A 13,901-nucleotide genomic window follows, 5' to 3' on the forward strand; every position below is an offset into this window, starting at 1 on the left:
GCCCCTTATTTTCTAACCAGATACTGTTTGAAGGCATCGGAGTAGGACTCCTCGAAACCATCATCCGTCTTGGTGATCACGAAGATAGCCAATCCCCGCTCTTTGGCATAGGCCAGGCTCTTCTCGGGCCCGAGCACCATGAACACGGTCGCCAACCCGTCTGCGGTCATGCAGGAGGGGTGAATGACGGTCACCGACACCATCCGATGCTGGATCGGCTTGCCGGTCATGGGATCGATGGTGTGGGAAAAGCGCTTGCCGTCCAGCTCGTAATAGTTGCGGTACTCGCCCGAGGTAGCCACCCCGTTGTCACCGGCCACGATCACTTCCTGCACCGAACCGGCGTTGGCGGTGGGCTTCTCGATGGCGACACGCCAGGGGTGCCCCTTGCCGTTGACGCCGTTGATCCGCAGCTCACCGCCGATCTCCACCAGATAGTTGCGCGAGCCCATGGACTCCAGATACTCGGCCACCTTGTCGACCCCAAAGCCCTTAGCGATGGCGGAGAGATCCACGTAGAGATCCGGGATGTCCTTTTGCAAGGTATCGGCATCGGCCGAGGTGATCACGTGCAGATTGCCGAGTCCGGTCTTCTGGCGAGTCTGGGTGATCAGCTCGTCGGACGGCGTCTTGGTCGGGCGCGCATCGGGCCCGAAGCCCCACAGATTGACCAAGGGGCCGACGGTGACGTCCAGCGCCCCGCGGCTCTCACGGCCAATGTGAATGGCCTCGGTCACCACCCGCGCGGTATCGCGGGAGACCACCACCGGCGTCGAGCCACGATGCTGATTGAAGCGCGACAGCTCGGAATCCGGGCGGTAGGTCGACATTTGATCGTTGACCCGCTCCAGCAGCACATCTACTTCGGCCTGGAACTTGGCGGGATCCGTGATGACGCTGTCCGCCACCTTGATGGAGTAATAGGTACCCATGGTGCTGCCGGTGATGTGGATCTCCGGCTTCGATTGGACCGTTTGTTCCTGACCGCACCCAGTCAAGAAAAAGGCTAGCCCGAAGGCTAGCCAGGTCTTTACAACACTGTGCATTGATTAACCACCAAAGTCATCCAGCAGGATGTTTTCGTCTTCAACACCGAGGTTTTTCAGCATGTTGATGACGGCAGCGTTCATGACGGGAGGCCCGCACATGTAAAACTCGCAATCTTCCGGCGCCTCGTGGTTCTTGAGATAGTTCTCGAACAGCACGTTGTGGATGAAGCCGGTGTAGCCGTCCCAGTTGTCTTCCGGTTGCGGATCAGACAGGGCGACGTGCCACTGGAAGTTGTCGTTCTCGGCCTGCAGCATGTCGAAGTCTTCGACATAGAACATCTCGCGCTTGGAACGGGCACCGTACCAGAAGCTCATCTTGCGCTTGGTCTTCAGACGGCGCAGCTGGTCGAAGATATGGGAACGCATCGGCGCCATACCGGCACCACCACCGATGAACACCATCTCGGCATCGGTGTCCTTGGCAAAGAACTCGCCGAACGGACCTGAGATGGTCACCTTGTCGCCAGCCTTCAGGCTGAAGATGTAGGAGGACATCTGGCCGGGAGGTGCTGTCCAGTTGCTCGGCGGCGGGGTCGCGATCCGCACGTTCAGCATGATGATGCCGAACTCTTCCGGATAGTTGGCCATGGAGTAGGCACGGATGATCGGCTCGTTGACCTTGGACTCCAGCTCGAAGATCTTGAAGCGATCCCAGTCACCACGATACTCCTCGGGAATATCGAAGTTCTTGTACTGCACGTGGTGAGCCGGCGCTTCGATCTGGATATAACCACCGGCGCGAAACGGTACGCTCTCGCCATCCGGGATCTGCAGCTTGAGCTCCTTGATGAAGGTGGCCTTGTTGTCATTGGAGATGACGGTACAGTCCCACTTCTTCACCCCGAAGATCTCTTCCGGCAGTTCGATGTCCATGTCGGAACGAACGGTGACCTGACAGGCCAGACGCTCGCCGTGACGGGCTTCGCCCTTGCTGATGTGATCCAGCTCGGTCGGCAGGATATCGCCGCCGCCGGATTTCACCCGTACCTTGCACTGACCACAGGAGCCGCCGCCGCCGCAGGCGGAGGAGACGAAGATACCGCTACCGGCCAGCACGCCGAGCAGCTTGCCACCCGCCGGGCTGGTCACAGCCTTGGCCGGGTCGCCATTGATGCTTATTGTCACGTCACCGGCGGTCACCAGCTTGGACTTGGCGAACAGAATGACTGCCACCAAGGCCAGCAGGATCACGGTGAACATGACCACACCCAGAATAATTTCCATCTATATTTCCTTTCCGATTACAGGGAAATACCAGAGAAGGACATGAAGCCCAGCGCCATCAGACCCGCGGTGATGAAGGTGATGCCAAGGCCGCGCAGGCCTTCCGGAACATCGGAATACTTCATCTTCTCGCGGATCCCCGCCATCGCGACGATGGCAAGCATCCAGCCGGCACCCGAACCCACGCCATAGACCACGGACTCAACGAAGTTGTAGTCACGCTGCACCATGAAGGAGACGCCACCGAAGATGGCGCAGTTCACAGTGATGAGCGGCAGGAAGATACCGAGCGCGTTGTAGAGAGCCGGGAAGTACTTGTCCAGCGCCATCTCCAGGATCTGCACCAGTGCCGCGATCACCCCGATGAAGGTGATGAAGCTCAGGAAGCTGAGATCCAGGCCGGAAACCAGGGCGCCATCCTTGAGGACGTAGTTGTAGATCAGGTTGTTGGCCGGGACGGCCACGGTCTGAACCACGATAACGGCGATCCCCAGGCCCATGGCGGTCTTGACCTTCTTGGACACCGCCAGGAAGGTACACATCCCCAGGAAGAAGGAGAGCGCCAGGTTCTCGATGAAGATCGAGCGAATCAACAGACTGATATAGTGTTCCATACCTTAATCCTTCGCCTCCACCTGCTTGGGATCCTTGGTGCGTACGCCCCAGATGATCAGACCAATGATGAAGAACGCACTCGGCGGCAGCAGCAGCAGGCCGTTGGGCACATACCAGCCGCCATTGTTCACCAGCGGCAGCAGTTCGATGCCAAACCAGGTACCGGAGCCCAGGATCTCGCGCACGGTGGCCACGGTCAGCAGCACGGCGCCATAACCCAGACCGTTGCCGATACCGTCCAGGAAGGAGGGCAGCGGGGCACTCTTCATGGCGTAGGCTTCGGCACGACCCATCACGATACAGTTGGTGATGATGAGGCCGACGAACACCGACAGCTGCTTGGAGATGTCGTAGGCATACGCCTTGAGCACCTGGTCAACCACGATAACCAGCGAGGCAATCACCGCCATCTGGGCGATGATCCGCACGCTGTTCGGGATCTGGTTGCGGATCAGGGAGATGAACAGGTTGGAGAAGGCGGTGACCGCGGTAACGGCCAGCGTCATCACGAACGCCGTCTTCATCTGGCTGGTAACGGCCAGCGCGGAACAGACCCCCAGCACCTGCAGTGCGATGGGGTTGTTGCCGAGCACAGGCGTCAACAGCAACTTTTTCATTTCGCTCTTGTCAGCCATTGTTGATTTCTCCTGCACGAACCTTGGCCAGGAAAGGACCGAAGCCCTTGGGACCCATCCAGAAGTCGAAGGTATGCTGTACGCCGTTACCGGTCAGGGTCGCGCCGGACAGGCCGTCGATCTCATGCTCGGAACCAGCCGGAGCATGACCCTTGATCACCCGCAGTGCCGGCATGCCATCCTGATCGAACAGCTTCTTGCCGACGAACAGCTCGCGCCAGGCCGGGTTTTCAATCTCGCCGCCCAGACCCGGGGTTTCACCGTGGTCGTAGTAGGTGATGCCCTTGATGGTCTGGCCATCGGCCGCGACCGCCACGAAGGCATACATGGTGGACCACAGACCCTGGCCGTAGATCGGCAGGATGATGTTGTCGACCTTGCCCTCGGCATCTTTCGCGAAGAACACCGGGATCAGTTTGGAGATTTGACGCAGGCCGGCCTTGTCGTCGGCCGGGGCCAGACGAATGCTCTTGGCCGGGTCTTTTGCCGCCAGCTTGGTATCGAAGTTGTCGGCATCGCCGTCAACGAACTCACCGGTAGTCAAATCAACCAGACGCGCTTCAATCTTGTCACCGTACAGCTGGGCCAGATCGCGCTTGGCCACGCTGCTGATGTCGACACCGGCGACGGACAGAATGTTGCTTTGCTTGTCCAGCGCCCGGTTTTCCAGCTGGGCAGGACGCAGTCCCACGGCGGCCACGGAGACCACGATGGAGCAGACCAGGCACAGACCGGTCACTATGGTGAGGGTGCCGACAGTAGAGTCTTTATTAAACGCCACGAGCGATCCTCCGCTTGATGTTCGCCTGCGCCACGAAATGGTCAAACAAGGGGGCAAACAGGTTGGCAAACAGAATGGCCAGCATCATGCCTTCCGGGAAGGCGGGGTTCACCACCCGGATCAGCACCACCATCACCCCGATCAGGGCGCCATACCACCACTTGCCCTTGTTGGTGAAGGCAGCGGAGACCGGATCGGTCGCCATGAAGGCCATACCAAAGGCGAAGCCGCCCAGCACCAGATGCCAATGCCACGGCATGTTGAACATGGGGTTGGTATCGGAACCAATGACGTTGAACAGCAGGGAGGTCGCTACCATGCCGATCATCACACCGGCGATGATGCGCCAGGAGGCGATCCGCATGTAGACGATCATGGCCGCACCGATGAGGATCATCAGGGTGGAGACTTCACCGATGGAACCGGGCAGGTTGCCAAGGAAGGCGTCCATCCAGCTGATGGTCTGGCCGGTAGCACCGTTGATCAGCGCCATCTGACCGCCCTGGGCCCACTGGCTCAGTGCGGTAGCACCCGAGTAGCCATCGACGGCAACCCAGACTGCATCACCGGAGATCTGGCCCGGATAGGCGAAGAACAGGAATGCACGACCCGCCAGCGCCGGGTTCAGGAAGTTCTTGCCGGTACCACCGAACACTTCCTTGGCCAGCACCACACCGAAGGTGATACCCAGGGCAGCTTGCCACAGGGGCAGCTCGGGCGGCACGATCAGCGCGAACAGGATGGAGGTCACGAAGAAGCCTTCGTTGATCTCGTGCTTGCGCACCATGGCAAACAGCACTTCCCAGAAACCACCGACCAGGAACACGGTCAGGTAGATGGGCAGGAAGTGGGCAGCACCGATCAGCATCTTGCTGCCGATGCCGGCGACGGCCGGATCCAGCGAAGCACCCAGCAGGGTGGCGATGGTGTATTGCCAGGTGTCGGCACCGGCAGCCGTGCCCAGATGGGCGATGGCGGCGATGGATTGGTTACCGACGTTGTACATGCCCCAGAACATGGCCGGGAACACGGCCAGCCACACCATGATCATCATGCGCTTCAGATCGATTGCATCACGGACGTGGGCAGCATTGCGGGTCACGGAACCCGGGGTATAAAACAGGGTGTACGCCGCTTCGAACAGGGCATAGTACTTGGCGTACTTGCCACCCGGCTCGAAGTGATGTTCCATATTTTCAAGAAGTTGCTTGAAACTCATCGCTTAACCTTCCAGTTCGATCTTGGTCAGGCACTCACGCAAGACTGGGCCGTACTCGGTCTTGCCGGGGCAGACGAAGGTACAGAGCGCCAGATCTTCCTCATCCAGTTCCAGACAGCCGAGTGCTTGCGCATTGTCGGTGTCGCCGGAGACCAGATCCCGCAGCAGCAGGGTCGGCAGGATGTCGAGCGGCATCACCCGCTCATAGTTGCCGATAGGCACCATGGAGCGGTCACTACCGTTGGTGGTGGTAGTGAAGTTGATGAGTTTGCCCTTCATCAGGTGAGAGAGGGTGGTACGGGTGATGGAGAACTTGCTGGCGCTGGGATTGACCCAACCCAGGAACTCTTTCTCGCGACCTTCACCCAGTACGCTGACCTGATTGTGGTAGCGACCCAGGTAGTCATGTACCCCTTCGGCCTTGGCACCGCTCAGCAGGGAACCGGAGATGATGCGATTCTCGTCCGCACGCAGCTCGTTGTTGGTCAGCTGGCTGATGCAGGCGCCCATGCGGGTGCGCAGCAGACGCGGTTTGACCACGTTCGGGCCGGCCAGCGCGATCACCTTGTCGGTAAAAATCTGACCGGTGGTGAACAGCTTGCCGTAGGCGATCACATCCTGATAGTTGATGTGCCACTGCACCTTCTTGGCACCGACCGGGTCCAGGAAGTGGATGTGGGTACCGGGCAGACCGGCAGGGTGCGGGCCGACGAACACCTCTTCCTTGACTTGCGCCAGGGAAGCGTGCGGCAGGCTCGCTTCGCCCTTGCAGACGTAGACGGTGCCATCGGTCAGACGAGTCAGCACGGCCAGACCGTCGAGGAAGGCCTGGGCCTGTTCCTTGATGATCAGCTCCGCACTGGCAGCCAGCGGGTTGGTGTCCATGGCGGTGACGAAGATGGCGCGAGGGGTGGAACCCACGGCCGGCACCTTGCTGAACGGGCGGGTACGCAACGCGGTCCATTGGCCGGATGCGACCAGGATCTCCTGCACCTTGCTGCGCTCGAGCTTGGCCAGCTCGGCAGACGCAAAGTGCTCGAAGGTCACCTGCTCGTCGGACCCATCGATATCGATGACAACGGATTGCAGAATGCGCTTGGCACCCCGGTTGATCTCTGAAACCACACCGGTGGCGGGGGCCGTGAATTTAACGCCGGGATTCTTCTTATCTTCGAAGAGCTCCTGACCTTTAATGACGCGATCACCTACTTTGACAAACATAGTAGGACGCATCCCCACGAACTCTTCGCCGAGTGTAGCAACACGGGTGATGGCCGGGCCATCGTAGATTACTTGCTCCGGAGCACCCAGCACGGGGATGTCCAGTCCTCTTTTAATTGTAATCATACTCACTTGCACTACCGTTAAGGGAAGACAGGTTGGTTAGCGCCGAGAAATACATCACGACGAGTTGTTGAATGAGCCCGTTGATGTTGCGGGATGATGTCGAAGAAACAAACAAATCAGCAACATACAGAGTCATTCAAAAGCGCCTGAGTTTACCACTTATGGCGAGTTGCCTGCCATGCAAAATGGGGAAAATCCCCGCTCTATCACAAAATCATCGAAATTTAATCATGCGGTTTTTTTTCACGAAACCTCAGGCACGACTTCGAGTTAGCCATTATTACCTAAAAATGGGTAATGAATTTTATGTTCAAAAAAAGATTAGAAATCTTGATGTCAGGGCGGGAGGTTGACGTCCCGTTCCACAGCCCGGGACGCCACCGAAAAACGTTTATGAATTGTTAACTGGTCGCAGATTGAGTAATCAATTCGTCAATAGCCTTAGGAGAGGCCGTTTTTGCTGACGCAACTGGGGGTGGTCGGAGCCTGTTCCCGCTGTTGCCACTCCTGCTCGGTATAGGTATGCAGCGCCAATGCATGAATGGCCCCCGCCAACTCTTCGGCCAGCACCCCGTTGACCTGACGATGACGACCCAGCAGCCGCTGTCCTTCGAACGCCTGGCTTACCACCACCACCTTGAAGTGGCTCTCGGAGCCCGGTGCCACCCGGTGCATGTAGCTTTCGTTGATCACTTCCAGATGGCTGGGGGACAAGGCGGCGGCCAGCTTGGCCTCGATCTGTTGTTGCATGGTCACGAGCAAAACTCCCAAAGTGGATGTCCGGCCATTGTAGCCAGGGTTAGCCGTATGACGAAATCACCCAGAACGGGAAAATGGCACGCTTTTCCCGTTCTGCCGCAGCGGCCAGGACTGGTGAAATTCTCCGCCCCCGCTAGAATAGCGCCACTTTGCGCCCCGTCGGCGCCCGTTACATGAATCAGCTGGACACTTCGCCTATGCAAACCCTTCTCGACACGGCCCATTGTCGCCTGACCCTGTATCGCTATCCACGCCAGCTCCAGGATCCGTTGCAGGCCTGGGACGCCGCAGACGAGTACCTGATCAACACCCTGGCCGAAGATCCTCTCGAGCGCGACGGCCCGGTCATCATCATGAACGACGGCTTCGGCGCGCTGGCCGCCTATCTGCACGGCCATGCTCCCGTCAGCGTGACCGACTCTCATATCAGCGAGCGGGCCACCCTGGCCAATCTGGCCGAGAACGGCCTGGATCCGCATGCCATCCACCTGCAGGATGCACTTACCCCCCTGCCCGGTGCCCCCGCGCTGGTGGTGATCAAGGTCTCCAAGTATCAGGCGCTGCTGGAGCAGCAACTACTGGCCCTGCGCCAGGTGGCCACCCCTACCACCCGCGTCATCGCCGCCGGCAAGGCCAAAGACATTCACAGCTCCACTCTGGCGCTGTTTGAAAAATACCTGGGGCCGACCCGCACCTCGCTGGCCTGGAAGAAGGCCCGCCTGATTCACTGCACCCCGGCGGCTACGCCTGCCGAACGCCCCGCGCTGGCCAATCCCTTTCCCACGGTCTGGCCGCTGGAGGGCACCGACATGCTCATCCACAACCACGCCAACGTGTTTTCACGCACCAGCCTGGACATCGGCGCCCGCTTCATGCTGGACAACCTGCCTATCCACAGCGCCCGCAAGGTGATCGATCTGGGTTGCGGCAACGGCGTGCTGGGGCTCTCCCTGCTGGCGCGGGACGCCGAGGTGGAGGTGACCTTCATCGACGAGTCCCATATGGCGGTCGCCTCGGCCCGGCTCAACGTCGAACACAATCTGCCGGCTGCCCTGCCCCGTGCCCACTTCCTGGTCAACAACTGTCTCGACGGCGTGGCGGTCGGCTCGGTCGACCGGATCCTCTGCAATCCGCCGTTCCACCAGTTGCAGGCGATCACCGATCATATCGCCTGGCAGATGTTCAGCGATGCCCATCGGGTGTTGCCCAAGGGCGGCGAACTCTGGATAGTAGGCAACCGTCACCTGGATTATCACAACAAGCTCAAGCGCCTGTTTGCCAACGCACAAGTCGTTGCGTCGAACAGCAAATTCGTTATTTTGAAAGCCATCAAACGCTAAACAGAAAGCTAAAGGAAACCCATGATGAAAAAGTCACTCTTGCTGCTGGCCGCCCTGATGCTGGGTGGTTGTGCGACTCACTGGCCGGAGACCGCCCTGCTCAACCCGCAGGTGATCCCCTCCAATCAGCAGTACTACTCCGGCAACCGCATCACCCTGGAAGGGGTGGACAAGCGTGAAGCCGCCTACGTCTTCTCCATCAAGAAGAAAGAGAAGGCTGCCGTGCTGGTCAACAGCGAACAGCCGCTCAACAACCTGCTGGCCGAAAAGCTGGCGGAAGGGTTGCGCAGCCAGGGGCTGGAAGTGGGCAACAGCGGAACTACCAACCTGACCCTCGCCATCTCCAGTGCCGCGGTCACGGTGGAAGAGAAGACCTTCACCTATGTCACCAAGTCCCGCGTCAGCCTGCAGGTGATCGCCGATTTCCAAGGCAGCAAGTTGACCAAGCAGTTCAACATGTCCTCCAGCAAGGAAGGCCCGGGTGAGCCGAGCATGGCCGAGCTGGAATCCATCCTGAACCAGCAGCTGGGCAGCCTGCTGCAACAGATCATGGCGGACAATGCCCTGCGCGGTTATCTCAAGGGTCAGCCGAGCTGAGCGAGGAGCGGATAGATGAAAAAACTCTGGTTACTGGCCATGCTGATCGCCCCGCTGGCGTTCGCCGGCCCCAAGGTCAGGATGGAGACCAACCACGGCAATATCGTGGTGGAACTGGCGTCCAAACAGGCGCCGCAGACGGTGAAAAACTTCCTGCGCTACGTGGCGGATGGCAGCTATGACGGCAGCATCTTCCACCGGGTGATCCAGGACTTCGTGGTGCAGGGGGGCGGCTACAACCAGCAGTTCCAACAACTGCCGACCTTCGATCCCGTGGTCAACGAGTCCAAGGGCGGCCTGCCCAACAAGCGCGGCAGCATCGCCATGGCCCGCACCCAGGCGGTCGACAGTGCCACTCGCCAGTTCTACTTCAACCTAGTCGACAACAACAACCTCAACGCCAATGCCGGCGCCGGTTATACCGTGTTTGGCCAGGTGGTGCAGGGCATGGAGGTGCTGGACAAGCTGGCCCAGGTGCAGACCGGTTACAGCCCGATCCTGCGTGCCAATGACGTTCCCACCAGCCCCATCATCCTGAAGAAAGTAGTGCTGCTGGCAGACAAATAACGCGGAGCGGATCACATTCCGCCACCCCGCGCGCTGGGTCGCCGGCGCCCCTTTCTATACTCTGGCCTTGCCCCGATGTTCGGGACTAGGCCCACATAGAGGAGAAGGAGGTTCCGGTGACCTGCAATGATTACATAGCCCAGCAAGCCATCCCGCTGGCCCAGACGGTTCGTCACTTTCTGGCACGAGAGATCCCCTATCAACAGCTGGAAGATCTGAGCTGGCAGCTGTTGTCCCGCTGGCAGGATCTGCCCCAGGTTCCCGCAGACAAGGCCCCTGCCTCCGAGCAGGAAGGGGTATTCTGGCACCTGCTGCACAGCCTGCATCAATGGGATGAACAGCAGATCATCGCCGACGTCTGGCTGCGCCTGCAGCTGATGGAGTGCGCCAATTACCTGACCACGGACGGGCCGCTGCCGCGCCACTGCATCGGCCTGCGCCCCTGAATCGCGCAACGCCACCCCCGGCTTGCCTTGGCTATCCCTCTCGAACCTGACAAAATGGCGCAATTTTCCCAGAGGAGTCAGGTATTTGAACACTGTCCGTACACCGAGCTGGCGAGACTCGCTCGCCGTCTACCTTGAGACTCGGGTTCTCATCCTGTTTGCCATGGGATTTTCTTCCGGCCTGCCGCTGCTGCTGGTGTTCGGCACCCTGTCGTTCTGGCTGCGCGAAGCGGATGTCAGCCTGACCGACATCGGCTACATGAGCTGGGTGGCGCTGGCCTACGGCTTCAAGTGGCTGTGGTCACCGCTGGTGGATCGGCTGCCGCTCCCGCTGCTCTCCCGCTGGCTGGGCCGGCGCCGCAGCTGGATGCTGTTCTCCCAGTTGCTGATCGCCGCCTCGCTGGTGGGCATGGCCTTCTGCGATCCCAAGACCCAGCTCGCCCAGCTGGCCCTGTTCGCCCTGCTGGTGGCGTTTGCCTCTGCCACTCAGGACATCGTCATCGACGCCTACCGCATCGAGTCGGCCCCCGAGCGGCTGCAGGCGGCCATGGCGGCCTCCTACATGACCGGTTACCGGCTGGCGATGATCATGGCCGGCGCCGGCGCACTGGCGCTGGCCGCCTGGCTCGGCAGCAACAGCGGTTATGACTACAACGGCTGGCGACTCACCTATCTGCTGATGGCGGGATTGATGTCCCTCGGCGTCATCACCACCCTCTGTTGTCATGAACCGGTGATCGACCTTGCCAGCCAGAATGAGCAGCAGGCGGCCCACAAGGCCTTGTTGCTCGCCCGTGGCTGGCCCGTTTCGCTGGCCGGGCTCGGCGCCTGGAGCCACGAAGCCATCTGGTGCCCGTTTGCCGACTTCTTCCGCCGCTACGGCGGCTCGGCCCTGCTGATCCTCGGGCTCATCGCCTGTTATCGCATCTCGGACGTGGTGATGGGGGTGATGTCCAACAGCTTCTACGTGGACATGCAGTTCAGCAAGACCGAGGTGGCCACCATCACCAAGGTGTACGGGGTCATCATGACCCTGGTGGGAGCCGCATTGGGTGGTGTGCTGGTGATGCGCCTTGGCACCCTGCGCATTCTGTTCCTCGGCGCCCTGCTCACCGCCAGCACCAACCTGCTGTTTGCCCTGCTCAACGAAGTGGGCCACAACCTGGAACTGCTGACCCTGATCATCTCGCTGGACAACCTCAGTGCCGGTATTGCCACGGCCGCCTTCGTGACCTATCTGTCGAGCCTGACCAACGTGGCCTTCTCCGCCACCCAGTACGCCCTGTTCAGCTCGGTCATGCTGCTGCTGCCCAAGCTGCTGGCGGGTTTTTCCGGTCGTTTCGTCGAACAGTTCGGCTACAGCAGCTTCTTCATCAGCACCAGCCTGCTCGGTATTCCGGTGCTGATCCTGATCGTGCTGGTTGCCAAACGAGGAAGACACTTGCTATCGGAATCGGATAAATAGCAAGCGTTTGCGTAAAATTGGGGGTGATTAGATTCACACTTCCGAATAAAGTTCCCCGATGCTGGTTTCTCCGATGAATTTATTTGGCTAGAATCCCTTCCGCTCCTTGTGGGCAGGCTACGGAAAACCTCAACTAACGCACAAGAGACCAATAAAATGGCCAAATTTACCAAGACTCTGATCGCTGCCGGTCTGCTGGCTGCCGCCGCTACCCCGGCCTTCGCTGCTGACTACAGCGGTGACATCCACAAGAATGACTACAAGTGGATGCAGTTCAACGTCATGCACACCATCGACCAACGTCCTTTCACCACTGGTGCTGAAGATTACAACGACACCTACTTCGAAATGGAATTCGGTGGTCGCTCCGGCCTGTTTGACCTGTACGGTTACGTCGACGTCTTCGATATCTTCGACTCCCGTCACAGCGACAAGCACAAGGGTCAGAACCTGTTCATGAAGTTTGCGCCGCGTATGTCTCTGGATGCGCTGACTGGTAAAGATCTCTCCTTTGGTCCGGTGCAAGAGGTCTACATCGCCTCCCTGAACAACATCGGCGACAACCAGATGGAGAACATGATCGGTCTGGGTGCTGATGTACAAGTGCCTTGGTTCGGCAAAGTGGGCATGAACCTGTATGCTCGTCACGCCACCGAAAACCAGTTCTTCACCGAAGAAGAGGGTGAGTGGAACGGTTACTGGTTCGCCATGAACTGGTTCAAGCCTTTCTACACCTTCAGCAACGGCAGCTTCGTCTCCTACCAGGGCTACCTGGACTACGCCTTCGATCTGGACACCCACAACCGTGCTGACCGTACCAGCGACAACCTGGCTACCTTCCACGGTATCTACTGGCACTCCGATCGTTACGCCGTCGGTTACGGCCTGAAGTACTTCATGGATGCCTACGGCACCAAAGATGGCTCCACTGCCTACGACGGTACCCCGTGGAAGAGCTCTGGCTTCAGCCACTACTTCTCCGTTACCTACAAGTTCTAATCGAACGGGTATCAGGGATACAAAAAACCGGAGCAGCTGCTCCGGTTTTTTTATGGCTTGCTGCCGGCAACAGGGGAGAGCCGTGCCCTCCCCAGGCCATCATCAGTCGCGGAAATTCTGGAACTGCATCGGCTGACCCAGCTCGGCGCCACGCACCAGGGCCATGGTCTCCTGCAGATCGTCACGCTTCTTGCCGGTGACGCGCACTTCGTCGCCCTGAATGGCGGCCTGCACCTTGATCTTGGAATCCTTGATCAGCTTAACCAGCTTCTTGGCGACTTCCTTGTCGATCCCCTGCTTGAACTTCACGGTCAGGTGGAAGCGCTTGCCGGAGTGAACGCTGTCACCCACGTCCATGGAGCTGTTCTCGATGTTGCGCTTGAGCAGGGCTGCGCGCAGGATCTCGACCATCTGCTTGAGCTGGAAATCGGCATCGGCCTCCAGCTTGACCTCTTCCTTGTTCAATTCGAAGCTGGCTTCGACACCACGAAAATCGAAACGGGTCGCCAGTTCACGATTGGCGTTGTCGACGGCGTTCAACACCTCGTTCATTTTGACTTCAGAGACAATATCGAATGACGGCATAGTGGGCTCCTCATGTTGCGCTATAAGGGGGCAAATCTACCAGAATTACGGCAAATTTGCTGATTTCGATGGGGCTGCTCTGCTAGAATCCCCTGCGCACAGGAATGGCGAGACCCGTTAGAACCTGTTCAGGATCTGCCGCGATAGGTCGTCCAGAAGGTAAAGTGCAGCGCAGGAACCGGCGTGTACATGAATACATCAGCTGCCGGTTGCCTATAAGCAAGTCTCATACAAACCTTGATCACGACCTCGCAGCAAGATGATGAACTCGTT

16 protein-coding genes are annotated in these 13,901 nt (G+C 59.1%); 7 read left to right on the forward strand and 9 right to left on the reverse strand.

Annotated features, from left to right (window positions below; genetic code table 11):
- Nucleotides 1–5 precede the first annotated feature (5 nt).
- From AACQ43_RS04725 to AACQ43_RS04755, 7 genes are read right to left on the reverse strand one after another with little or no spacing between them, the layout of a single operon-like run.
- Nucleotides 6–1,046: an FAD:protein FMN transferase gene (locus AACQ43_RS04725; RefSeq protein WP_073349191.1), complete on the reverse strand. Its 1,041-nt coding sequence runs from the start codon at nt 1,044–1,046 to the stop codon at nt 6–8.
- A 3-nt stretch (nt 1,047–1,049) separates the two neighbouring features.
- Entirely contained in the window at nt 1,050–2,273 is a 1,224-nt protein-coding gene (nqrF, locus tag AACQ43_RS04730) for an NADH:ubiquinone reductase (Na(+)-transporting) subunit F (RefSeq protein ID WP_011705064.1), read from the reverse strand.
- Nucleotides 2,274–2,290: 17 nt separating this feature from the next.
- Nucleotides 2,291–2,887, reverse strand: a complete 597-nt coding sequence (nqrE, locus tag AACQ43_RS04735) for an NADH:ubiquinone reductase (Na(+)-transporting) subunit E (protein ID WP_005303538.1) — start codon at nt 2,885–2,887, stop codon at nt 2,291–2,293.
- Between the two features lie 3 nt (nt 2,888–2,890).
- Entirely contained in the window at nt 2,891–3,523 is a 633-nt protein-coding gene (locus tag AACQ43_RS04740; RefSeq protein WP_005303545.1) for an NADH:ubiquinone reductase (Na(+)-transporting) subunit D, read from the reverse strand.
- A complete protein-coding gene (locus AACQ43_RS04745) occupies nt 3,516–4,304 on the reverse strand; it encodes a Na(+)-translocating NADH-quinone reductase subunit C (protein WP_011705063.1) in 789 nt (262 codons plus the stop codon). Before AACQ43_RS04745 ends, AACQ43_RS04740 begins: the two co-directional genes overlap by 8 nt.
- Nucleotides 4,294–5,523 (reverse strand): NADH:ubiquinone reductase (Na(+)-transporting) subunit B, encoded by a 1,230-nt coding sequence (locus AACQ43_RS04750; RefSeq protein WP_011705062.1) that lies wholly within the window; start codon nt 5,521–5,523, stop codon nt 4,294–4,296. The genes AACQ43_RS04745 and AACQ43_RS04750 overlap by 11 nt, the downstream gene beginning before the upstream one ends.
- A 3-nt stretch (nt 5,524–5,526) precedes the next feature.
- The gene (locus AACQ43_RS04755; protein ID WP_011705061.1) at nt 5,527–6,870 is read right to left on the reverse strand and encodes a Na(+)-translocating NADH-quinone reductase subunit A; all 1,344 of its coding nucleotides are present in this window, start codon (nt 6,868–6,870) and stop codon (nt 5,527–5,529) included.
- Nucleotides 6,871–6,941: 71 nt separating this feature from the next.
- Between AACQ43_RS04755 and AACQ43_RS04760 the strand changes: the two genes are divergently transcribed.
- The gene (locus tag AACQ43_RS04760) at nt 6,942–7,223 is read left to right on the forward strand and encodes a hypothetical protein (protein WP_123785005.1); all 282 of its coding nucleotides are present in this window, start codon (nt 6,942–6,944) and stop codon (nt 7,221–7,223) included.
- Nucleotides 7,224–7,311: 88 nt separating this feature from the next.
- Here AACQ43_RS04760 and AACQ43_RS04765 read toward each other — a convergent pair whose 3' ends face one another.
- Nucleotides 7,312–7,620, reverse strand: a complete 309-nt coding sequence (locus AACQ43_RS04765; RefSeq protein ID WP_011705060.1) for a BolA family protein — start codon at nt 7,618–7,620, stop codon at nt 7,312–7,314.
- 206 nt (nt 7,621–7,826) lie between these two features.
- On the opposite strand from AACQ43_RS04765, the gene AACQ43_RS04770 reads away from it, so the two are divergent.
- The 6 genes from AACQ43_RS04770 to AACQ43_RS04795 all read left to right on the forward strand — a co-directional run bounded on the left by AACQ43_RS04770 (nt 7,827) and on the right by AACQ43_RS04795 (nt 13,043).
- A complete protein-coding gene (locus AACQ43_RS04770) occupies nt 7,827–8,969 on the forward strand; it encodes a methyltransferase (protein WP_168966209.1) in 1,143 nt (380 codons plus the stop codon).
- A 24-nt stretch (nt 8,970–8,993) separates the two neighbouring features.
- The gene (locus AACQ43_RS04775) at nt 8,994–9,566 is read left to right on the forward strand and encodes a YajG family lipoprotein (protein ID WP_011705058.1); all 573 of its coding nucleotides are present in this window, start codon (nt 8,994–8,996) and stop codon (nt 9,564–9,566) included.
- Between the two features lie 15 nt (nt 9,567–9,581).
- Nucleotides 9,582–10,133 carry a peptidylprolyl isomerase gene (locus AACQ43_RS04780; RefSeq protein ID WP_005303575.1) on the forward strand — a complete coding sequence of 184 codons (552 nt, stop codon included), beginning with the start codon at nt 9,582–9,584 and terminating at the stop codon, nt 10,131–10,133.
- A gap of 116 nt (nt 10,134–10,249) precedes the next feature.
- The gene (locus AACQ43_RS04785; RefSeq protein WP_168966211.1) at nt 10,250–10,579 is read left to right on the forward strand and encodes a hypothetical protein; all 330 of its coding nucleotides are present in this window, start codon (nt 10,250–10,252) and stop codon (nt 10,577–10,579) included.
- An 85-nt stretch (nt 10,580–10,664) separates the two neighbouring features.
- Entirely contained in the window at nt 10,665–12,044 is a 1,380-nt protein-coding gene (locus AACQ43_RS04790) for an AmpG family muropeptide MFS transporter (RefSeq protein WP_168966213.1), read from the forward strand.
- Between the two features lie 156 nt (nt 12,045–12,200).
- On the forward strand, nt 12,201–13,043 hold the full coding sequence (locus AACQ43_RS04795; RefSeq protein ID WP_011705056.1) for a nucleoside-specific channel-forming Tsx family protein: 843 nt from the start codon (nt 12,201–12,203) through the stop codon (nt 13,041–13,043).
- Nucleotides 13,044–13,145: 102 nt separating this feature from the next.
- Here AACQ43_RS04795 and AACQ43_RS04800 read toward each other — a convergent pair whose 3' ends face one another.
- Nucleotides 13,146–13,628, reverse strand: a complete 483-nt coding sequence (locus tag AACQ43_RS04800) for a YajQ family cyclic di-GMP-binding protein (protein ID WP_011705055.1) — start codon at nt 13,626–13,628, stop codon at nt 13,146–13,148.
- Nucleotides 13,629–13,901 lie beyond the last annotated feature (273 nt).

The sequence above is a fragment of the Aeromonas sp. DNRA1 genome (assembly GCF_963888745.1).
GTDB lineage: Bacteria > Pseudomonadota > Gammaproteobacteria > Enterobacterales > Aeromonadaceae > Aeromonas > Aeromonas hydrophila.